The sequence below is a fragment of the Streptomyces sp. Y20 genome, from assembly GCF_043195475.1.
In the GTDB taxonomy this organism is placed as follows: Bacteria; Actinomycetota; Actinomycetes; order Streptomycetales; family Streptomycetaceae; genus Streptomyces.
Genome location: NZ_JBIDDP010000008.1, coordinates 232,206 through 252,631 on the forward strand (window position 1 = coordinate 232,206; position 20,426 = coordinate 252,631).

General features: G+C 71.5%; 17 protein-coding genes. 10 read left to right on the forward strand and 7 right to left on the reverse strand.

Annotated elements, in window-relative coordinates:
• Positions 1–93: 93 nt before the first annotated feature.
• The gene (locus tag ACGFT1_RS22010) at positions 94–345 is read left to right on the forward strand and encodes a hypothetical protein (protein ID WP_356817722.1); all 252 of its coding nucleotides are present in this window, start codon (positions 94–96) and stop codon (positions 343–345) included.
• A gap of 11 nt (positions 346–356) precedes the next feature.
• A complete protein-coding gene (locus tag ACGFT1_RS22015; RefSeq protein ID WP_373910633.1) occupies positions 357–1,541 on the forward strand; it encodes an SPFH domain-containing protein in 1,185 nt (394 codons plus the stop codon).
• A gap of 93 nt (positions 1,542–1,634) precedes the next feature.
• Here ACGFT1_RS22015 and ACGFT1_RS22020 read toward each other — a convergent pair whose 3' ends face one another.
• Positions 1,635–2,774 carry a glutathione-independent formaldehyde dehydrogenase gene (locus ACGFT1_RS22020; RefSeq protein ID WP_373910634.1) on the reverse strand — a complete coding sequence of 380 codons (1,140 nt, stop codon included), beginning with the start codon at positions 2,772–2,774 and terminating at the stop codon, positions 1,635–1,637.
• Between the two features lie 215 nt (positions 2,775–2,989).
• On the opposite strand from ACGFT1_RS22020, the gene ACGFT1_RS22025 reads away from it, so the two are divergent.
• The 4 genes from ACGFT1_RS22025 to ACGFT1_RS22040 all read left to right on the forward strand — a co-directional run bounded on the left by ACGFT1_RS22025 (position 2,990) and on the right by ACGFT1_RS22040 (position 6,056).
• A complete protein-coding gene (locus ACGFT1_RS22025) occupies positions 2,990–3,178 on the forward strand; it encodes a hypothetical protein (protein WP_373910635.1) in 189 nt (62 codons plus the stop codon).
• Positions 3,179–3,528: 350 nt separating this feature from the next.
• Entirely contained in the window at positions 3,529–4,467 is a 939-nt protein-coding gene (locus ACGFT1_RS22030) for a slipin family protein (RefSeq protein ID WP_373910636.1), read from the forward strand.
• Between the two features lie 21 nt (positions 4,468–4,488).
• Complete coding sequence (locus tag ACGFT1_RS22035) at positions 4,489–4,995, forward strand: glutathione peroxidase (protein WP_373910637.1); 507 nt, start codon at positions 4,489–4,491, stop codon at positions 4,993–4,995.
• Positions 4,996–5,207: 212 nt separating this feature from the next.
• Positions 5,208–6,056, forward strand: coding sequence for a MerR family transcriptional regulator (locus ACGFT1_RS22040; RefSeq protein WP_373910638.1), 849 nt, complete (start codon positions 5,208–5,210; stop codon positions 6,054–6,056).
• 163 nt (positions 6,057–6,219) lie between these two features.
• On the opposite strand, the gene ACGFT1_RS22045 is transcribed toward ACGFT1_RS22040, so the two are convergent.
• The 3 genes from ACGFT1_RS22045 to ACGFT1_RS22055 all read right to left on the reverse strand — a co-directional run bounded on the left by ACGFT1_RS22045 (position 6,220) and on the right by ACGFT1_RS22055 (position 8,445).
• Complete coding sequence (locus ACGFT1_RS22045) at positions 6,220–6,411, reverse strand: DUF397 domain-containing protein (RefSeq protein WP_121788261.1); 192 nt, start codon at positions 6,409–6,411, stop codon at positions 6,220–6,222.
• Between the two features lie 189 nt (positions 6,412–6,600).
• Positions 6,601–7,458 carry a helix-turn-helix domain-containing protein gene (locus ACGFT1_RS22050; protein ID WP_373910639.1) on the reverse strand — a complete coding sequence of 286 codons (858 nt, stop codon included), beginning with the start codon at positions 7,456–7,458 and terminating at the stop codon, positions 6,601–6,603.
• Between the two features lie 228 nt (positions 7,459–7,686).
• On the reverse strand, positions 7,687–8,445 hold the full coding sequence (locus ACGFT1_RS22055) for a GPP34 family phosphoprotein (RefSeq protein ID WP_373910640.1): 759 nt from the start codon (positions 8,443–8,445) through the stop codon (positions 7,687–7,689).
• 181 nt (positions 8,446–8,626) lie between these two features.
• Here ACGFT1_RS22055 and ACGFT1_RS22060 point away from each other — a divergent pair, with 181 nt between their 5' ends.
• From ACGFT1_RS22060 to ACGFT1_RS22070, 3 genes are all read left to right on the forward strand, one after another.
• The gene (locus ACGFT1_RS22060) at positions 8,627–11,470 is read left to right on the forward strand and encodes a D-alanyl-D-alanine carboxypeptidase (protein WP_373910641.1); all 2,844 of its coding nucleotides are present in this window, start codon (positions 8,627–8,629) and stop codon (positions 11,468–11,470) included.
• 198 nt (positions 11,471–11,668) lie between these two features.
• On the forward strand, positions 11,669–13,528 hold the full coding sequence (locus tag ACGFT1_RS22065) for an MFS transporter (RefSeq protein ID WP_373910642.1): 1,860 nt from the start codon (positions 11,669–11,671) through the stop codon (positions 13,526–13,528).
• Between the two features lie 242 nt (positions 13,529–13,770).
• On the forward strand, positions 13,771–15,330 hold the full coding sequence (locus tag ACGFT1_RS22070; RefSeq protein WP_373910643.1) for a sodium:solute symporter family protein: 1,560 nt from the start codon (positions 13,771–13,773) through the stop codon (positions 15,328–15,330).
• 46 nt (positions 15,331–15,376) lie between these two features.
• Here the strand turns inward: ACGFT1_RS22070 and ACGFT1_RS22075 are convergent, their stop codons facing one another.
• Positions 15,377–16,492 (reverse strand): ADP-ribosylglycohydrolase family protein, encoded by a 1,116-nt coding sequence (locus ACGFT1_RS22075; protein WP_373910644.1) that lies wholly within the window; start codon positions 16,490–16,492, stop codon positions 15,377–15,379.
• 187 nt (positions 16,493–16,679) lie between these two features.
• Here ACGFT1_RS22075 and ACGFT1_RS22080 point away from each other — a divergent pair, with 187 nt between their 5' ends.
• Positions 16,680–17,180: a DUF2165 domain-containing protein gene (locus tag ACGFT1_RS22080; RefSeq protein ID WP_373910756.1), complete on the forward strand. Its 501-nt coding sequence runs from the start codon at positions 16,680–16,682 to the stop codon at positions 17,178–17,180.
• Here ACGFT1_RS22080 and ACGFT1_RS22085 read toward each other — a convergent pair.
• Positions 17,173–17,736: a hypothetical protein gene (locus tag ACGFT1_RS22085; RefSeq protein ID WP_373910645.1), complete on the reverse strand. Its 564-nt coding sequence runs from the start codon at positions 17,734–17,736 to the stop codon at positions 17,173–17,175. The two genes, ACGFT1_RS22080 and ACGFT1_RS22085, sit on opposite strands and share 8 nt — an antisense overlap.
• A gap of 59 nt (positions 17,737–17,795) precedes the next feature.
• Entirely contained in the window at positions 17,796–20,381 is a 2,586-nt protein-coding gene (locus ACGFT1_RS22090) for a bifunctional FO biosynthesis protein CofGH (protein ID WP_373910646.1), read from the reverse strand.
• Positions 20,382–20,426: the final 45 nt, after the last annotated feature.

Below are 20,426 nucleotides of genomic sequence, written 5' to 3' on the forward strand. Positions count from 1 at the left end.
GTGGCGCAGAGCGGGGCGTCCTGCCCGTTGGGTCCCGGCCGGGCTGGGGCTATCGTCGGAATCATGGGGGCAGGACGAGGAGGACCGCCGGTGATGCCACAGGACGAGGCCGTGGTCGGCTGCACAGGGAAGGTGCTCATCGGGACTCGCGGATCCGCAGGTCCCGGCGAGATCCTGGTGCGGGTCAGGGGCGGCTCCGAGACCTTCCTCGCCTGGTCGGAGAACCCCCTGTCCGCGGGCGCGACGGTACTCGTGATCGAATCGCGTGGATGCCGTGAAGTCGGCGTCATCGAGTGGGTGGATCCATTGGACGCGCTCGGCGAGGACATCGCCGACGCCGACTGAGGAGTACAGGCATGTTCGGATACCGCGTCCCCGCCCCCGACGAGGCAATGTTGATCTCGGGAGGCCGGCGGGGCCTCGGGGGTGCACCGTTCCGCGTGGTGACGGGGCACGGCAAGTTCGTGCTCCCGGTCTTCCGCAAGGTCCGGTTCCTCACCCTGTCCATGTGTGAGTCCGAGGTCACCGAGACCTGTGTGACCAGGCAGGGCATCGCGTTGCACGTCCGCGCGGTCATCGCCTTCAAGGTCGGCAACGATCACGAGAGCATCATCAACGCGGGCCAGCGGTTCCTCTCCGACCAGGAGCAGATGTCGGTGCTCACCGGCCGGATCTTCGCCGGCCATCTGCGGGCCATCATCGGCTCGATGACGGTCGAGGAGATCGTCACCGAGCGGCAGAAGCTCGCCGCGGAGGTCCTGGACACCTCCAAGACAGAGATGGCGAAGATCGGCCTGACCGTCGACTCCCTTCAGATCCAGTCGATCGACGACGGTGACACCGGCTACATCGACGCGATGTCGGCGCCGCACAAGGCGGCCATCCAGCGGCAGGCCCAGATCGCCCAGGCGCAGGCCACCCAGGCCGCGGCCCAGGCGGAGCAGGCGGCGGCCCGTGAGCAGGCCGAGTACGCCCGGCAGACGGCCATCGTCAGGGCCGAGTACTCGGCCGAGGTGGACCGCGCCCAGGCGAAGGCCGCGCAGGCAGGGCCGCTGGCGCAGGCAGACGCCCAGCAGGAGGTGCTCGCCGCCCAGACGGAGCTGGCCCTGCGTCAGGCCGAGTTGCGTCAGCAGCAGTTGGTGGCCGAGATCGTGAAGCCCGCCGAGGCCGAGGCCGAGCGAGTCCGGATCCTCGCGGCCGCCGAGGCGCAGCGGATGAAGATCCAGGCAGAGGCGGCGGCCTCGTACGACCGGGTCGCGCTCGACCGGATGCTGATCGACCAGCTTCCGCAGATCGTCAAGGAGGCCGCCGGTGGCCTCGCCGGCGCCAACGTCAACGTCCTCAACGGCGCGGACGGTCTCGGCGAGATCGCCGCCGGCCTGGTGTCCCAGGGTCTGACGATCCTCGACTCGGTCCGGCAGAACCTGAACGGTCACGACTCCGACGGCCGCCGTTCCGAGGAGAGCGAGGACGGCGGCCTGCTGCAACTGGCTGCCCGCAAGGGGCAGAAGCCGAAGGACGGCCGGGTGGACGTCGACTAGAGGTCGCCAAGGCCAGCGGCAGCCAAGGGCCGGTCCGGGAGGGGTTCCTCCCGGACCGGCCCTTCGTCCTTTCCGGTGCCCGATGGCTTGCTCTTACGCCTGTGGGTGGAGAACGACCTTGGTGTAGCCCTCCACTCGCTTGTCGAACTTCTCGTATGCCGTCGGTGCCTGGTCGAGGGGCAGTTCGTGGGACACGACGAAGCTGGGCTGAGCGCGGCCCTCGATGATGAGGTCACGCAGCTGCCGGTTGTAGCGCTTGACGTTGCACTGGCCGGTGCCCACGCGCAGCCCCTTCTCGAACAGGCGGCCGATGGCGACCATCAGCATGCCCTGCTTCGACTGCTCGTCCGGTCCGCCCGGGTCGCGCGGAACGTACAGGCCCGGGACGCCCAGAGCGCCCGTCGGCCGGACCGTCTCCACCAGCGAGTTCAGCACGGTCGCCGGTTCCTCGCGATCCTCGCCGCGCGCCTGGGCCTGATAGCCGACGGCGTCGATGCCCTTGTCCGTGCCTTCACCCGCGTTCTGCTCCCGGATCTGCTCGACCGGATTGCCCTCGGTGAAGTTGATCGGTATGGCGCCGATCTCCTCGGCCTTCTGCAGGCGCTCGGTCACTCGGTCGACCACGAACACCTTGCTCGCCCCGCGCAGGATCGCCGAGTACGCGGCCATCAGTCCGACCGGGCCGCCGCCGTAGACGGCGACGCTCTCGCCGGGGCGCACGTCGGCCAGTTCGTTGCCGTGGTAGCCGGTGGGGAAGATGTCGGCGAGCAGGACGAAGTCGGTCTCCTTCTCGGTGCCCTCGGGGAGCTTCAGGCAGTTGAAGTCGGCGTAGGGCACCCGTACGTGCTCCGCTTGGCCCCCCACATACGGGCCCATCGCCACGTAACCGTAGGCGCCTCCGGCGAAGCCGGGGTTCACGGTCAAGCAGAAGCCGGTGAAGCCCGCCGTGCAGTTCTTGCAGAAGCCGCACGCGACGTTGAACGGCATGACGACCCGGTCCCCGCGGCTCAGCGTCGTCACCCCCTCACCGGCCTCCTCGACGGTCCCCATGTTCTCGTGGCCGAAGACGATCCCCGCCTCGGCGGCGGTGCGGCCCTCGTACATGTGCAGGTCGGAGCCGCAGATGGCGGTCGAGGTCACGCCTACGATCACATCGTTCGGGTGCTGGATCCGGGGATCCTCCACTTGCTCGACCGCCACCTCGAACGGTCCCTTGTACACAACAGCCCTCATCGTCGAGCACCTCCACTATGTGTGCTTGCTCGATCACGCAGGGGGACGGCGGTCGGGGAGAATCTCGCCGTCCTTCGCGGAAACGGGCCCGATCCATGCAGCTCGGTCGGCCTTCTGTGCGTTTCCTCATATTCCAGACTGGCGCATGATGAGATGATTTGCACCTAAGGACTGCGAAGTCCTGTTCCCATACGGTTCAGAGAGGATCAAGAACCTTGACGCGACGTCTCGGCAAGCTGCTCGTCCCGGTGTCAGGGCTGTCCGGCACCAGTTATCCGGCAGGAACCCCGGTGACCATACGAGGCACCGGTGGGTCCGTCGACGGCTTCGTCGACGGTGACTGGCTGCCGCTCGCCTGGTGGGAATTCGCCGACACCCAGCCGGACGACGCGCCCCAGACCTGACCGGCATGCGAGGGCCTGAGGGCTGTGCCCGGCGCGGCGACGCGCTGTCGTGCAGAGGTCCCCTGTGCCTCCGCGCCGCGCCTCCGTGCCCTGCCTCCGCGCCTCCGTACTTCGCTGTCGCACGCGCCGGACAGGTTCCCGCGGTTCCAGGCCGTCCTGCGAGCGTTCGGCGTGCCCGTTGCCGGGGTCAGCCGGGTCGATGGTGGCCGGGGCGTGACCGCTCCTCCGGATCACACGGCGGCAGGGTCAGGTCGTCGTTCTTGACGCTTTCCTGACGCCCGGGCCGGATCCGCCGGCCCCCGTCGCGGTGTCCTCCCCGTTGTCCGGATCGCGTCGGAGAGGGGAGTGCCGTGGAAGGCACCGTCGTGGCAGTGGTGGTCGTGGTCGGGGTTCTGCTGCTCGTGCTGAGGGGCGGGATGCGGGTCGTCAACCAGGTGGAGCGCGGGGTGGTGTTCCGCTGGGGCAAGGCCCTGCCGAGTCACCGGCAGCCCGGCATCACCTTCCTGATCCCGTTCGCCGACCGGATGCGCAAGGTGAACGTGCAGATCGTGACGATGCCCGTGCCCACGCAGGAGGGCATCACCCGGGACAACGTGTCGGTGAAGGTCGACGCCGTCGTCTACTTCCGGGTCACCGACCCGGTGCGCGCGGCCATCGAGGTACAGGACTACGTTTTCGCGGTCGGGCAGGTCGCCCAGTCCTCCCTGCGGTCCATCATCGGCAAGAGCGACCTGGACGACCTGCTCAGCGACCGGGAGCGGCTGCACGAGGGGCTGGCCCTGATGATCGACAGTCCGGCCGCCGGGTGGGGTGTCCACATCGACCGCGTGGAGATCAAGGACGTACAGCTGCCGGAGTCGCTCAAGCGGTCCATGTCGCGGCAGGCCGAGGCGGAGCGGGAGCGGCGGGCCCGGGTCATCACCGCGGACGGTGAGTTCCAGGCCGCGCAGCAGCTCGCGAACGCGTCCCGGATCATGTCGGACACTCCCGAGGCGATGCAGTTGCGGCTGTTGCAGACCGTCGTCGAGGTGGCCGCCGAGAAGAACTCCACGCTCGTGATGCCGTTCCCGGTGGAACTGCTGCGGTACTTCGACCGGGCGGCGCAGAAGATCGACGCCGACCGCGGTGTGACCCGGCAGGCCCAGGACCAGGCCGCCCCGGTTCCCGCTCCCGCTTCGGGTCCTGTGCCGGCTCCGGCTCCCGCTTCGGGTCCTGCTCCTGCTCCGGCTCCCGCTCCGGCCCCCGTTCCCGCTCCGGTTCCGGCTCAGGAGGGTGACGGCCGGCCGTAGCGCAGGGGCTAGCATCCGCCCATGACGACTACTGACCACAACGGCTCCGTGCTGGATGTCGAGATCGGGGCCCTCCAGGGTGGCTCCGCCGATCTGCCGAGGTTCGCGGGCAAGGCCGTGCTCATCGTGAACGTGGCCTCGAAGTGCGGGCTGACCCCGCAGTACACGGGGCTGGAGAAGCTCCAGGAGCGGTACGCCGAGCAGGGCTTCACCGTGCTGGGCGTGCCCTGCAACCAGTTCCTCGGGCAGGAGCCCGGCAGCGCCGAGGAGATCGCGGAGTTCTGCTCGGCGACGTACGGCGTGACCTTCCCGCTGACCGAGAAGGTGGACGTGAACGGTGCGGGCCGGCACCCGCTGTACGAGCGGCTGGTCGGTTTCGCCGACGCCGAGGGGCACAGCGGGGACATCCGCTGGAACTTCGAGAAGTTCCTGATCGGGCGGGACGGCCAGGTCGCCGCGCGGTTCTCGCCGCAGACCGAGCCGGACTCGGAGGAGGTCACCGCCGCGATCGAGGCGCAGCTCGGCTGAGTACGGCTTGACCTTGCCCCAGGGACAAGGACGAGCGTCCTGCGTGCCGGGCGGAACGGAACCGCCCGGTGACGGAGGAGCGAGGGAGTCGTGGGGGCCCGTCGGTGACGGGGCGCGAGCGCACGGCGGCCGTTGAGGGCCGAGCGCGGTCGGGGCCCGGCACCGGCTCGGGCGCCCCGTCCGCCGAGCCGGTGAGCGAGGAGGCTCGCAGCGTGGACGAGGAACTGCTCAGCATCGGCGCGTTCGCCGCGCGGGCGCGGCTGTCGGCCAAGGCGCTGCGGCTGTACGACCGGCTGGGCCTGCTGGTCCCGGCCCATGTCGACGAGGCCAGCGGTTACCGCTACTACCGCGCCGGCCAGGTGGAACAGGCGCGGCTGGTGGCCCTGCTGCGGCGGCTGGACATGCCGCTCGCCCGGATCGCCGAGGTGACCGGGGCGGAGGGCGTGCGGGCCGCCGAGTCGCTCGGTGCCTACTGGGCGGATGTGGAGGCCCGGCTGGCCGGGCAGCGGACCCTCGCCGAGTACCTCCGTGGACGGCTGTCGGGGAGGAACTGCGAGATGTACGACAAGTTCGTGATCGAGACGGTGGACGCGCCGGAGCAGGTGCTGATCACCGAGTCGCGGCACACGCTGGCGGATGAGCTGCCGACCTGGATCGGGGCGTCGCTGGGGCGGCTGGAGGGCGCCGCGCGGGAGTGCGGTGGCGTCACCGGGCCGCCGTTCGTGGTCTACCACTCCGAGGTGTCGATGGACAGCGACGGACCGGCCGAGTGCTGCGTGCCCGTGGCGGACGAGGTGGCGGCCCGGACGTGGGCCGGGCGGCACGGGCGGCCCTGGGAGACGGGGGTACGGGTGCAGCCGCCGGCCCGGCTGGCTTGCACCCGGATCACCAAGGCGCAGGTGGCACATCCGCAGATCCTGGCCGCGTTCGAGGCGGTGGAGCGGTGGGTGGCCGGGCAGGGGCTGCGGATCGCGGGGCCCTGCCGGGAGGTGTACTTCGCGGACTGGGAGGCGGCGGGGGCCGACGATCCGGTCTGTGACGTCGCCTTCCCGGTGAGCTGAGCCGAACCGGGCCCCATCGGCAGGGGCGGAGTCCGCGGGGAAAGGCGTGAGCCCTCTCGGCTAGGACGGCGACTGGTCGAGAGGGCTCTTCCGGTGATGCTTGTGGTGCCAGGGACTCTTGTGGTGCTTGTGCAGTTGTCGGGTCAGGGTCAGGGAGAACCCCTCACGCCTTGACGGAGGCCACGAAGGCGTTCCACGCGGTGGCGGGGAAGGCCAGGACCGGGCCCTGGAGGTCCTTGGAGTCGCGGACGGCGAGTTCGGCGGCGGTGGGCGACTTGACCTCGACGCACGCGCCGTTGCCCGCGGAATAGGAAGACTTCATCCACGTCTCCGAAGCGCCCTGAATCAGTGCCATGTCCACTCCTGTTGCGAGTTGCGGTCGTGCGGTTCACGCCAACCATGTCGGCTGCTTGGCGTGATCGACGCTACCGGGCAACTGCCGCCGCCGGAGGAGCCGTTCACTCGACCGGATGGCATATCCAGGGTGTGTCTTCCACTGGAGTGGACCGGTGGTGTACGCTCCGGCGCCCTCACGTGGAACGCCTCAGTCGGCGTACCCTTTCGCCACATTCGCGATGTACTGACGGGATGCTTCCACATTGAGGGACTGTGCCCGCAGATGTTCGTACATCACGGCGTACTTCTGCACGTCCTGCGCCTTCTCCAGATACAGGTCGCTGGTGACGCCCTCCAGATACACCACGCTGGAGTCGGCCGCGTCGGCGAACTCCAGGATCGCGTACTGGCCGTTGAGCCCCGGATGCGCGCCCACCTCGAAGGGCAGAACCTGCACGGTGACGTGCGGAAGCTGGGACATCTCCATCAGGTGCTCCAACTGCTCCCGCATCACCAGCCTGCTGCCCACGACCCGGCGCAGGGCGGCCTCGTCCAGCACCACCCACAGCCGCAGGGGGTTGTTCTCCGCGGTGATACGTTCCTGTCGGCGCATCCGCACCTCGACGCGCTTCTGGATCTCCGCCGTCGACGTCTCCGGCAACGCCCCCTGCACCAGCGCCTCGGCGTAGGCCCGGGTCTGCAACAGGCCCGTGACCAGCTGGGGTTCGTACACGCGCAGTGACTCCGCGTCGGTCTCCAGGCCGATGTACACGCTGTACGGGATGTCCCCGAAGGTGTGCCACCAGCCCTGCTGCCGCGAGTCCCGGGCCATCTCCATCAGCGAGTCGACGATCCGCTGGTCCTCGACCTCGTACACCCCGCACAGATCGCGGACGTCGCGCTGGCTGATGCTCCTGCGGCCGTTCTCCAGCCGGCTGATCTTCGACTGCGAGACGAGCAGCCGCTCCGCCACCTCTTCGGCCGTCATGCCCTTGAGCTCACGGAGCCTGCGCAGCTCCTGGCCCAGTCGGCGCCGCCTGACGGTGGGATTGACATTGGACGCCACGGGACGCGCACCTCCGGCTGCCTGCCTGTTACTTGACTTTCCGTATCTGCTGTTCAGCAGACTGCCACCAAGGCGCTTTCCGCCGCTGGGAAACAGTGGATATGCGGCGCGCGGGGTGCCGTCGCGGAACCCGGACACAGTCGAGCGGGGCGGCGGACCACAAGGGTCTCACCGCCCCGCTCGGACCAGCGGCTCCCGAACCGGGTCGGACGGAACCGGAGTTACGGCTCAGTGGGCCACGGCGCGAGCCATGGACCCGTGGCGCGGCTGCATCGGAACCCCGTGTGCGGGTTCCGGCGCGGAGCGGACGCCGGGCGCGGCCTGCCGGCCGGCCGGGACCGCCGGGCCACGGCGCGGCTGTGCGCCCGCACCGTTCTGCACGTCCATCACGGCGTGCGCGACCAGTCCGCCCATGGGGTCGTGGCGGATCAGGTCCCGCAGCCGGGACCGGGACGAGCGTCCCTCGTTCCCCGGATACAGGTGCTTGCCGAGCCCGACGGCGTGCGCCAGCGCGGCGAGCGCCGCGGTCCGCGGGTCCGGCGGTACGCCGGTGCGGATCGCGGAATCCAGCCGGGCTCGGATCTCCCGGCTGATCTCGTTGTCGGTCGCCTGATAACGCGTCGTCGGCAGCACCCCGCACATCTGGCCGGCCACGGCATGGACCATGCCGCACCTCTCCAGATGCGAGAGGTAGGTCTGGCGGAGCCCCAGGCGCGGCCCGCCGATCCAGTGGACGGCACGTACCGGAGCGCCACGCCTTCGCAGCAACTCCAACGCGCAGTCCAACGTCGGATCTCCTGTCGGCCGTGGCACTACCACGGCGATACGATCCCCGTCTGGGGCTATCCGTCCGGCCAGCGCCAGCTCCACTAGCTGCGCACCGGCCAGACCGAGGTCGAGCGACTGCGGCTGCGCAGTGGTACCCGTGGCCGGGTCCAGTGCGAGCAACAGAAGCTCCTCCGGAATTGTTCTGCGGCTCCTGCCCATCCATGCCTCCCCGCGTGGATGAATGACAGGGTGACCCCTCTCACATTGGTCTGTCGAGGGCGCGTGACCGGTTCGTGAGGGAACCGGCAGGTATGTCGTTCTCGTCTACCGCAGGGGCCAAGTCCTCACACAGGACACTGGTACATGGTTCGGACAGGGCGCGCCCGAGGGCGTGCGGCGCATGGAGGAGGCATCGGTGGCGGGCGAGTCCCCCGACAGGTCGAAGCAGCGCGAGTCGTCGGCGGAACCGACGTCGGGGAGTTCGGGTTCGGTTCCCGAGGCGCGTGATCCGCGCGTCGCGGCCTCCCGCGACGAGGATTCCTCCGGCGGCGGCCGGGTGGATACGGCGACGAGGGTCCTGTCGGTACGGGGCGCACGGCCGACCACGGTCACCGAGCCGGCGGAACCCGGAGCCGAGTCCTCGGCGACCCCGGCCGAGGACACCGACCTCCGCACGGCGGTGTCGGCATGGGTGCGCGGCGCCGAGACCCCGAAACCCGGCCCCGGCACCGCGAAGCCCGCGACCCCGGCCGAGCCGGACCCCACCGGCACGGAACGCCTGCCGGCGAGCGCCGGGGCGCAGGACACGGCCTTCGAGGCCCCCGCGGACAAGCGGACGGGCGCCGCGGAGGCCAGGACCGCCCCGGGCGCGGGTACGGCCACCGGCGCGGAGGCCGGTGCCGACGCGGGCGCCGGGCCGGACGCCGAGGCCGGCGCGGAAGCGAAGGCCGTCCCGAAGGGCAGGACCGGTGCGAAGGCCGCCCCGAAGGGCAGGACCGGCGCGAAGGCCGCCCCGAAGTCCGCGTCGCGGGCAAAGGCGGCCGCGAAGACCGGCACGGCCCCCGAAGCCACCGGAACCGCCGGAGCGGAGGTTGCCCCGGACGCCGGAGCCTCCGCCCCCAAGACCCGCACGGAGGGCGCGGCCGGCACCAAGGCTCGGCCCGGTGCCAAGACGCAGGCCGGCGCGAGCACGGGCGCCTCGAAGGGTGAGGCCGCGGATGCCGACGCCGCCGGCGTGCGGGCCGGCGCCGCGGAAGACGTGGCCGCGGAAGACGTAGCCGCGGCGGACAGCGCCGGAACGAAGCCGAAGGCCGCCGTCGCCGACTCCGTCGGCACGGAGGACGGGCCGGGAACCAGCGCCGCCAAGGCCGAGCCGAAGGCCGCCGACACCGACACCGAGGACGGGCCGGAAGCCGCCGAGGCCGAGGCCGCGCCCTCAGTCACCGACGCCAAGGCCGAGCCCAAGGCTGCCGACGCCAAGGCCGCCCCCAAGGCCTCCGACGCCGAGAGCGAGCCGGAAGCCGCCGACGCCGACGAGCCCGGGGCCACCGACGAGCCCGGGGCCGCCGACGGCGGCGACGACCCGCAGGGGTCACCCGCAGCCGACGACGAGAGCCGCACGGGTGGTGCGAGCGGGAAATCGAAGCGGGCCGAAGGCGAAGCCGAGGCCAAGACGGGAGCCGGGGCCGCGGCTGTCGATCAGGCGACCGCCGTCTTCAAGGCCGTACGGCCGAAGAAGCCCGCCGTCGATCAGCCGACGACCATGCTCAAGCTCGGCGGCAGGCCCAGGCCCCCGGAGTCCGAATCCGAGCGCACCAGCAAATTCGTCGCGCTGAGGGACGACATGCGCCCGGCCGCCGAGCCGGACGCACCCGCCACAGCCCCCAAGGCCACCACCCCCGCCTCCGACGCCACCACCACCGTCCCCCAGGTCGGTCCCGAGCGGACCACTCAGCAGCCCCTGCCGCCGAAGCCCCCGCTGGATCTGCTGGCGGAGCTGACGAACACGCCGCCGCCCCCGGAGACCCCGGTCCGTACCCTGGTGCGCCGGGTCAAGATCTGGACGCCCCTGGTCCTGCTCCTGGTGATCGTGGTCGCGGTCGTGCAGGCGTTCCGCCCGCTGCCGCCCCCCACGCTCGCGCTGACCGCCGAGGACGCCTACACGTTCGACGGTGACGCGCTGCGCCTGCCCTGGCCCGGCGAGGGACAGGGCTGGGTGGACGTGGACGGCGTCGGCACGATGGGCCACTTCGGCAAGCAGACGCCCGTGGCCATCGGCTCGGTCGCCAAGACGATGACCGCCTACATCGTGCTCAGGGACCACCCGCTGAAGCGGGGGCAGGAAGGTCCGAAGATCAAGGTCGACGCGAAGGCGGAGAAGGAGGGCGGCTACGACAAGGACGGCGAGTCGACGCTGAACACCGTCAAGGCGGGCGACCACCTCACCGAGAAGCAGGCCCTGTCGGCCGTCATGATCCCCTCCGCCAACAACGTCGCGCGGCTGCTCGCGCGCTGGGACGCGGGTTCGGAGGCGGCGTTCGTCAAGAAGATGAACGCCACCGCCAGGCAGCTGGGGATGACCGGAACGACGTACACCGATCCCTCGGGCCTGAAGGAGACCACCGTCTCGACGGCCCGGGACCAGGTGAAGCTGGGCCGCGCGGTCGTGAAGGTTCCGGCGCTGGTCGACATCACCAGCGCGGCCAGCTGGACGGACCCCTCCGGCCGCAACTGGCCCAACTACAACGAGCTGCCGTACCGGATCGGTGCGATCGGCATCAAGACCGGCACCACCACCGCGGCCGGCGGCAACCTGCTGTTCGCCTCGCGCAAGCAGGTCGGCGGGCAGACGGTCACCGTCGTCGGCGCGATACTGGACCAGCAGAAGCCGCCGATCCTCACCACGGCCAACGAGGTCAGCAAGACCGCGCTGCTCGCCGCCCAGAAGGCGCTGACCCCGTCGAGGATCCTGAAGAAGGGCGACGTGGTCGGTTACGTGGACGACCGGCTCGGCGGCCGTACCCCGGTGGTGGTCACCAAGGACGTCTCCGCCGTCGGCTGGTCGGGCCTGAAGGTGAGCCTGTCCTTCACCTCCGGTACGGTGCCGCACACCGCGAAGACCGGCACCCAGGTCGGTTCGCTCACCGTGGGTGACGGCTCGGCCGGTGGGGTGAGGGTTCCGGTGGCCCTGGCGAAGGACCTGGCCGAGCCCGGGCTCGCCGCGAAGCTGACCCGCATCGGCTGACCCGTACCGGCCGGCCGTGCCCGCCCGCACCCCGTCGACGGAGCCCCGCCCGGGCGCCCCGTGGCGGGGTGCGTGCTAGCGTCGCGAATCGGGGCGGGCCGCCGGTCGGGGACACGGTGGCGAACTGGACGGGAAGCGGCCGGGACCACCGTGGAAAGCGGCCGAGAACAGAAGACGGGACACGGGGAGTGCCTTCAGGTGGCCACAGTGGAGCCGACACACGCCGACGACACCGATCCGGGGCCGGGCCCCGGGCCGCGAATACGCCGCCCGGCGCCTGACGCGGAGACGCCCGGCGCGGCCGTCGCGGGCGGATCCGCCGCCGGGACGCGGGCGGGCAGGACCGCGTCCGGAGCCGTCGAGGCCCTCCGGCAGCGGATGCTGCGGCACCCGGTGCTGTCGCTCACCGTGCTGTCGGGTGTGCTGCACATCATCTGGTTCTTCACGTTCGCGAACAGTGGCGGCGATCTCGCGGCGCAGGACGCCTGGGCGGAGTTCGTCGGCCGGCACCCGGACTCGGCGTACAACCTCGCCTGGTACGGGGGCATGCACCCGGTGTCGTACAGCGTGGTGTCGCCGTACCTGATGTCGGTCCTCGGCGTCCGTACGACGATGATGATCGCGGGCACGGTGTCGGCGGGTCTGCTGACGCTGGTGCTGATCCGCAGCCGGGGGGTGCGGAACCCGCTGTGGGCCTCGCTCGCCGGGGTCGTCGCGTTGCTGTGCAACGCGATCTCCGGGCGGGTCACCTTCGGGCTCGGCATGATGTTCGCGCTCGGCGCGGTCGCGGCCGTGTTCTGCTGGCCGCACCGGTGGCGGTACAGACGCTGGGCGAAGGCGCTGGTCGCCGCCCCGCTGGCCGCGCTCGCCACGATGGCGTCGCCGGTCGCGGGACTGTTCTTGGGTCTGGTCGCGGCGGCGCTGTTCCTCCAGAAGCGGCGGCCGGGCGCGTGGGCGCTGGGGCTCGCGCCGACGGCGGTGGTCGCGGTGTCGGCCTGGCTGTTCCCGTTCTCCGGCACCCAGCCGATGGGTATCGGCTCGGTGATCCTGCCGCTGCTGTACGGCCTGCTGTGCCTGTTCCTGGCGCCCAAGGAGTGGGTGACCGTCCGGCTGACGGCGGCGGTCTACAGCCTCGGTGTCGTCCTGGTGTGGCTGATTAACTCACAGATCGGCTCGAACATCTCCCGGCTGCCGATGCTGTTCGCGGGCGCGACGCTGATCGCCGTGCTGCCGTACACGGTGCGCAAGTCGCGTCGGTGGTACGTGACCGTGCTCGCGCTGCTCGGCTTCACCGGCTGGCTCGGTTTCAAGACGGTGGACGACATCGTCCACACGACGCCGGCCGCGTCCTGGGCGCGGGAGCTGGCGCCGCTGGTCAACGAGTTGCAGGAGGCGGGCGCCGAGAAGGGCCGCGTGGAGGTGGTCCCGGCCCGCTCCCACCGCGAGGCCTCGGCCCTCGCGCCGTACGTGAACCTGGCCCGCGGCTGGAACCGGCAGGCCGACATGGAGCGCAACCCGCTCTTCTACGACGACACCCTCAACTCCGCGAACTACCACGAGTGGCTCCAGCGGTGGGCCGTCCACTTCGTGGTGCTGCCCCGGGACAACCCGGACGGGGACGGCGGTGAGCGCGAGCGGGAGCTGCTGCGGCGCGGGATGCCGTATCTGGAGCAGATCTGGGGCGACGCCAACTGGCAGCTGTTCAAGGTGACCGATCCGGCGCCGATGGCCGAGCCGAACGCGGTGGTGGACCGGGCCGAGCAGGGGGAGATGACGCTGGAGGTGCGCAGGGCGGGGCGGATCCTGATCCGGATCCCGTACTCGCCGTGGCTGAGCGTCGTCGACGCGCACGGCAAGAGTGTGCGGCCGCCGCAGCCGTCCCCGGACGCGCCGAGGACGTACCGCAATGTCGACGGGTGCCTGATGCAGACGCCGGAGGACGCGAACGGGGACCGGTGGACGGTGCTGCTGGCGCCGCACACGGGGACGTACCGGCTGGCCGCGCCGTATCAGCTGCCGCGCGGTACGCCGTGTCCGGACGAGTTGAAGACGCCCTGAGGGTCGGGGCGGTGGGCCGCGCAGGGGTCCGTCCGCCCGCCTGATCCAGGTCCCGCGGTCGCTCGTGAGCGGTCCGGCCCGGCGCCGTGGTGGCGCGGTGCCGGGCCGTCGGCGTTTTCTGGGCGGGACTGCCCCTTCGCGTTCACATGGGTGAACGTAGGTCACCACTCCGGACGATTTTGCCTCGACTTGACCGAACGCTCGCTTGTCGTGTTCATGTGGTCGGACTCACGATCGGGCACATGAACAGTCTCGACTGGGCCGTGCTCATCGGCTACTTCGGCGTGATGGTCGCGATCGGCGTCTGGTCGCACAAGCGCGTGGACAACGTCTCGGACTTCTTCACGGCCGGCGGCAGGATGCCCTGGTGGCTGTCCGGCATCTCGCACCACATGTCGGGCTACAGCGCGGTGATGTTCACCGGGTACGCGGGCATCGCCTACACCTACGGCGTCACCTCGTTCGTCACCTGGTCCTTCCCCATCGCGTTCGGCATCGCCATCGGCTCGAAACTGTTCGCGCCGCGGATCAACCGGCTGCGCTCCCGGCTCCATGTGGCCTCACCACTGGAGTACCTGAAGAACCGGTACGACCTGCGCACCCAGCAGGCGCTCGCCTGGTCCGGCATGCTGCTGAAGATCGTGGACGTCGGCGCGAAGTGGGCGGCGATCTCCACCCTGCTGTCGGTGTTCACGGGCGTGTCGCTGAACCAGGGCATCCTGATCACCGGCGCCATCACGGCGGTCTACTGCACGATCGGCGGGCTGTGGGCGGACGCGCTGACCGAACTCGGCCAGTTCGTCATCCAGTTGATGGCCGGTGTCTCCATGTTCGTCGCGGTTGTGATGAAGCTCGGCGACCGGCGCATCGGCTTCCTCGACGCCTGGGACCAGCCGGCCCTGCACGGCCACGGCAAGCCGCTGATCGGCCCGTACACCACGGTGTTCCTGCTGGCGTTCCTGTTCATCAAGCTCTTCGAGTACAACGGCGGCATGCTCAACCAGGCCCAGCGGTACATGGCGACGGGCAGCGCGCGCGAGGCCGAGCGCTCGGCGCGGCTGTCGGCGATCCTGTGGCTTATCTGGCCGGTGGTCCTGTTCTTCCCGATGTGGATGTCCCCACTGCTGGTGCACGCGCAGAAGCCGGACGGTTCCGACTCCTACGCCCTGATGACCGAACAGCTGCTGCCGCACGGCCTGCTCGGCCTGGTCATCGTCGGGTTCTTCTCGCACACCATGGCGATGTGCTCCTCCGACGCCAACGCGATCTCGGCGGTGTTCACCCGGGACGTGGCGCCGGTGCTGTCGGCGCGGGCACGGGCGTGGGGCGAGCGGTCGGGGCTGGTCGCGGCCCGCGTGACCACGGTCGTCTTCCTCGGTCTGTCCATGGCGGTGGCCACACAGGTCAACTCACCCGCGTTCAAGGACATCATCACGGTCGTCATCAAGTGGGTGGCCGGTCTGATGGGGCCGATCGCGATCCCGATGATGCTCGGTCTGCTCCGCCCGTTCCGCCGCTCCGGCCCGACGGCCGCCCTCACCAGCTGGGCGGCTGGCCTGCTGGCCTTCTGGCTGGTCAACTACCCGATCAACTGGAACATCGACGGCGGCGTCCCGCTCCAGTACCAGGTCTCGGTGCCGCTGGCGGTCTCCCTGGTCCTGTACGTCCTGATCGGCCACCTGAAGCCGGAGGACACCCCGGCGCGGCTGGCCGTCATCGAGAAGGTCAACACGGACGGGGACGCGATGGCGCGGGTCCCGGCGCCGGCCGCGGCGGGGGACGACGTGGTGGGGGCGCCGTAGGGCTGCCGTGTCGGGGGGCTGCCGCTTCGGGGAGTACGGGCCCGGCTCACGCCCTCGGGTACCGGGCCAGCCAGCCCGGGGACGAGCCGGCGGGGCCGTGCAGGGCGGGGCCCTGGGTCATCTCCATCGCGAAGTCGTCGGCCAGCTCCAGCATCGTCGGGCGGCCCTCCAGCTCGGCCAGCCAGGCCGGGGGGAGGGCCGTCTCGCCGTGCAGGGCGCCGAGGAGGCCGCCGGTCAGGGCGCCCGCGGCGGCCGAGGGGCCGCTCTGGTTCACCGCCAGGCACAGCCCGTGCCGTACGTCCTCCCCGACCAGCGCGCAGTACACGGCCGCGGCCAGCAGCCCGTCCGCCGTGCCGTCCCCGGCCAGCTCCTCCACCCGGGCCGGGCCCGGGACGCCCTGCCGTACGGCGCCGAGGGCGTGCCGGAGGGCGTCCGTGACCGGCTGGTGGCCGGGGCGGGCGGCGAGCAGGTCCAGGGCCGCCCGCACGGCGCCGTCCAGGCTCCCGCCCCGGGCCAGCCCGTGCACGATCACGGCGTACGCGCCCGCCGACAGACAGGCGAGGGGGTGGCCGTGGGTCTGGGCCGCGCACTCCACCGCCAGCTGGACGACGAGCTGCGGTTCCCAGCCGACCAGCAGCCCGAACGGCGCGGACCGGGCAACGGCCTCCGGCCCGAGTTCGCCGGGGTTCTTGGGCCGCTCCAGCGTGCCCATGGCGGCGTCGCCGAGCCCGAGGAGCAGCGCCCGGGTCGGCTCGCGGCGGGCGTACAGCCACTCCTCGCGGGCCAGCCACCCGTCGTCCTCGCGGCGTTCGTCGGGCCCCCAGTCGGTCTGGGTGGCGGCCCAGCGCCGGTACGCCCGGTGCAGGTCGGTCGGCGGGTGCCAGGCGCCGGTGTCGCGGCGCACCTGGGCGCGTATCAGCCCGTCGACGGTGAACAGGGTCAGCTGGGTGTGGTGGGTGACCGCGCCCCGGCGCCCGTGTCCGAAGGCGAGGTCGAGCAGCCCCTCGGGGCCGTAGGCCGCCCGGATCTCGTCCAGGGACAGCGCGTCCGCCGGGCCGCCCAGCGCGTCGCCCACGGCGGTGCCGAGGAGGGTGCCGCGCACCCTGCTGCGGAAGTCCTGCTGTTCGGCACGGCCCCAGACGGCGCCGGACGTCGCACCCACCAGGCCTCCTCACGGCACCGTCCATCCGTACGACGCTAGGCACTGTAATCGACCGGGGACGGTCCGTTCAGTGGGGCGAAGCGGGCCGAAGGGGACGGGGGCGGCGCGGGGTGGCGCATTCCGTGCGCGGGGATCGCGGCACCCCCACGGGAGCCGCCCGCGGTCGGGCAAGATGCCAGCCATGGACATGACCACGCGCCCCTCGCGCACCGCCAGTACCGCGGCCGGCATCGTGACCGGCATCCTCGCCCTGTACATCGCCCTGGTGGCCGTCGGGAACATCACCGACTTCGGCACGAACCAGCAGTTCGTGCGGCACGTACTGGCGATGGACACGACGTTCCGGGACGACGCCCTGATGTGGCGGGCCATCACGAGCACCGGCCTCCAGGACACCGCCTACGTCCTGATCATCGCCTGGGAGACGGTGGCGGCCGTGCTCCTGGTGTGGGGCACGTACCTCTGGGCGCGGGGGCGGCACGGTCTCGCGCGGCGCGTGTCCACCTACGGGCTGCTGATGCTGCTGCTGCTCTTCGGTGCCGGGTTCATCGCGATCGGCGGCGAGTGGTTCGCGATGTGGCAGTCGAAGAGCTGGAACGGGCTGGACGCGGCGACCCGGGTGTTCCTGATCAGCGGGGTCGCCCTCATCGTCAACCACCTGCCCGGCGGGCGCCCGGACGCTAGTTGACGACCGCGACCCTGGTGCCCTGGTCGCCGAAGGCCCACAGCGCGGCGCCGTCCTCCTTGCGCATCCGTATGCCGCCCAGCTTCTGGCCGTTCGCGGGCGGCGGCGAGGCGCCGTCCAGGGCGTTGGAGAAGGCGATGTTCACGCCGGACGCCTTGGTGAAGTACATGACGTGCTCGATCTCCACGCCGTCCGAGCCCTTGAGGGACTGGGTGCGCAGGGTGACCGAGTAGCGGCCGGGCCGCGGGTCGACCGTGCCCGGCCACACGGGGAACGTGCGGCCGGGCCGGCCGGTCGCGTCCACCAGCCACACCCGCTTCGCGCCGAGCGAGTAGACGATCCGGCGGCCCTCGCCGGACGCGTCCGGCAGGGTGGGCGCGGCCGGCGCCCCGGTGGTCGGGGAGGCGTGGGCGCTCGCCGACGCCGAGGGGCCGGGCCGGGCTGTCGCGGCCGTGGGACGCGGCGCGTGGTCCGCCTGCACGGCGAGGGCGATGACGACCGCGGTCGCCCCCGCCGTCAGACCGGTGACCCAGGCCCACGAGGGCAGTAGGGCAGCCACGGGTACGCATCTCCTCCGCTACGGGGCCCCTTCTGGGATCGGGGGTCGGATCATCGTACTCAGTCCAGGACGGGCAGCAGTTCCGGCAGGTGCCCGTCGGACGCCTCGGCCGCCCGCCGCCGCTCCCCGGGGACCTCGCCGTACAGGGTGGTGCGCGGTTTCGCCGGGCGGCCGGCCGCCTCCGCCACCGCCACCAGATCGCGGACCGACTTGTACGAGCCGTAGGAGGAGCCCGCCATCCGGGAGATGGTCTCCTCCATGAGCGTGCCGCCCAGGTCGTTCGCGCCGGAACGCAGCATCTCCGCCGCCCCCTCCGTGCCCAGCTTCACCCAGCTCGTCTGGATGTTGGGGATCCAGGGGTGCAGCAGCAGCCGGGCCATCGCGGTCACCGCCCGGTTGTCCCGCGTCGTCGGACCCGGGCGGGCGATGCCCGCCAGATAGACCGGCGCGTTCGTGTGGATGAAGGGCAGCGTCACGAACTCCGTGAAGCCGCCCGTCTCCCGCTGGATCCCGGCCAGGGTGCGCAGGTGGCCGAGCCAGTGGCGGGGCTGGTCCACATGCCCGTACATCATGGTGGACGACGAGCGGATGCCCAGCTCGTGCGCCGTCGTGATCACCTCGATCCAGGTGGCCGCGGGCAGTTTGCCCTTGGTCAGCACCCAGCGGACCTCGTCGTCCAGGATCTCCGCCGCGGTACCGGGGACGGAGTCCAGACCGGCCTCCTTCGCCGCGGTCAGCCACTCGCGCACCGACAGCCCCGTCCGGCTCGCGCCGTTGACCACCTCCATCGGGGAGAAGGCGTGCACGTGCATGCCGGGGACGCGTTCCTTCACCGCCCTGGCGATGTCGAAGTACGCCGTGCCCGGCAGGTCCGGGTGGATGCCGCCCTGCATGCACACCTCGACCGCGCCGACGTCCCACGCCTGCTGCGCCCGGTCCGCCACCTGCTCCAGCGAGAGCGTGTACGCGTCCGCGTCCGTGCGGCGCTGCGCGAAGGCGCAGAACCGGCAGCCGGTGTAGCAGACGTTGGTGAAGTTGATGTTGCGGGTGACGATGTAGGTGACGTCGTCGCCGTTCACCGTCCTGCGGACGTCGTCGGCCACCCGGCACAGCGCGTCCAGCGCCGGGCCGTCCGCGTGGAACAGGGCGAGGGCCTCGGCGTCGGTCAGGCGCGTCGGGTCGTCGGCCGCGGTGCGCAGTGCTGCGCGCACGTCGGCGTCGATGCGCTGCGGCGCCATGCCGGGGGCCGCCGCCTCGCGCAGGGCCTCCCAGTCGCCGTAGACCTCGTCGAAGTCCCCGCGCCGGTCGGCCGTGCGGCCCTCGCTGTCGATGGACGTGTGCAGGTCGGTGCGGCCCGTCGCCGTGAAGACCTCGTCGGGCTCCTGCCACGGGCGGCCCTCGACGACCGCGTCGGGGCGGGCCAGGCCCGTCGCCGGGTCGGCGAGGGCGTCGACGTGCGGGCGCAGCCGCGGGTCCAGCCAGGGCTCGCCGCGGCGCACGAACTCCGGGTAGACGCAGAGCCGTTCGCGCAGCTCGAAGCCCGCCGCCCGGGACCTGCGCGCCAGCTCCTCGATCTGCGGCCAGGGGCGTTCGGGGTTGACGTGGTCGATGGTGAGCGGGGAGACGCCGCCCCAGTCGTCGATGCCGGCCCCGATGAGCCGCTCGTACTCGCTGTCGACCAGGTTCGGCGGCGCCTGGAGGCACGCGGTGGGACCCATGATGTGCCGGGCGACGGCGATGGTGGCGACGAGGTCGTCCAGTTCGGCGTCCGGCATGCCGCGCATCGCCGTGTCCGGCTTGGCGCGGAAGTTCTGGATGATCAGTTCCTGGATGCCGTGGTGGGCGCGGGCGACCTTGCGCAGGGCGAACAGGGACTCCGCGCGCTCCTCGTACGTCTCGCCGATGCCGATGAGCAGGCCGGAGGTGAAGGGCACGGAGGAACGGCCGGCGTCCTCCAGCACCCGCAGCCGTACGGCCGGCTCCTTGTCCGGGGAGCCGTGGTGCGGGCCGCCCGGCTCGGACCACAGCCGCGTCGCCGTCGTCTCCAGCATCATCCCCATGCTCGGCGCGACCGGCTTCAGACGCTGGAAGTCCGTCCAGCTCATGACGCCCGGGTTGAGGTGCGGCAGCAGGCCCGTCTCCTCCAGGATGCGGATGGAGACGGCGCGGACGTAGGCGATCGTGTCGTCGTAGCCGTGCGCGTCGAGCCATTCGCGCGCCTCCGGCCAGCGGTCCTCGGGCTTGTCGCCGAGGGTGATGAGGGCTTCCTTGCAGCCGAGGGCGGCGCCCTTGCGGGCGATGTCCAGGACCTCGTCGGGGGACATGAACATCCCGTGCCCTTCGCGGCGCAGCCGGCCCGGCACGGTCGCGAAGGTGCAGTAGTGGCACTTGTCACGGCACAGCCGGGTCAGGGGGACGAAGACGCTCTTCGAGTACGTGATGACGCCGGGCCTGCCCGCCGCCCCGAGCCCCGCGTCCCGCACCCGGGCGGCCGACGCGGCGAGGCCGGTGAGCGCCTCGCCGCGCGCCTGGAGCAGGACCGCCGCCTCGGCCACGTCGAGGGCGACGCCGTCGCGGGCACGTTTGAGGGCGCGACGCATGGAGTTCTCGGTGGGGCCGGTTCCGGGGGTCGCGGAAGTCGTCATCTCTTGAGCATACGTTCGCGTTGATCACCCCCACGGGGCCCTCGG

Coding starts and splice junctions, on each gene's coding strand:
- ACGFT1_RS22010 (WP_356817722.1), top strand. CDS start 94: ATGCCACAGGACGAGGCCGTGGTCGGCTGCACAGGGAAGGTGCTCATC.
- ACGFT1_RS22015 (WP_373910633.1), top strand. CDS start 357: ATGTTCGGATACCGCGTCCCCGCCCCCGACGAGGCAATGTTGATCTCG.
- ACGFT1_RS22020 (WP_373910634.1), bottom strand. CDS start 2,774: ATGAGGGCTGTTGTGTACAAGGGACCGTTCGAGGTGGCGGTCGAGCAA.
- ACGFT1_RS22035 (WP_373910637.1), top strand. CDS start 4,489: ATGACGACTACTGACCACAACGGCTCCGTGCTGGATGTCGAGATCGGG.
- ACGFT1_RS22045 (WP_121788261.1), bottom strand. CDS start 6,411: ATGGCACTGATTCAGGGCGCTTCGGAGACGTGGATGAAGTCTTCCTAT.
- ACGFT1_RS22055 (WP_373910640.1), bottom strand. CDS start 8,445: ATGGGCAGGAGCCGCAGAACAATTCCGGAGGAGCTTCTGTTGCTCGCA.
- ACGFT1_RS22060 (WP_373910641.1), top strand. CDS start 8,627: ATGGAGGAGGCATCGGTGGCGGGCGAGTCCCCCGACAGGTCGAAGCAG.
- ACGFT1_RS22070 (WP_373910643.1), top strand. CDS start 13,771: ATGAACAGTCTCGACTGGGCCGTGCTCATCGGCTACTTCGGCGTGATG.
- ACGFT1_RS22080 (WP_373910756.1), top strand. CDS start 16,680: ATGACCACGCGCCCCTCGCGCACCGCCAGTACCGCGGCCGGCATCGTG.
- ACGFT1_RS22090 (WP_373910646.1), bottom strand. CDS start 20,381: ATGACGACTTCCGCGACCCCCGGAACCGGCCCCACCGAGAACTCCATG.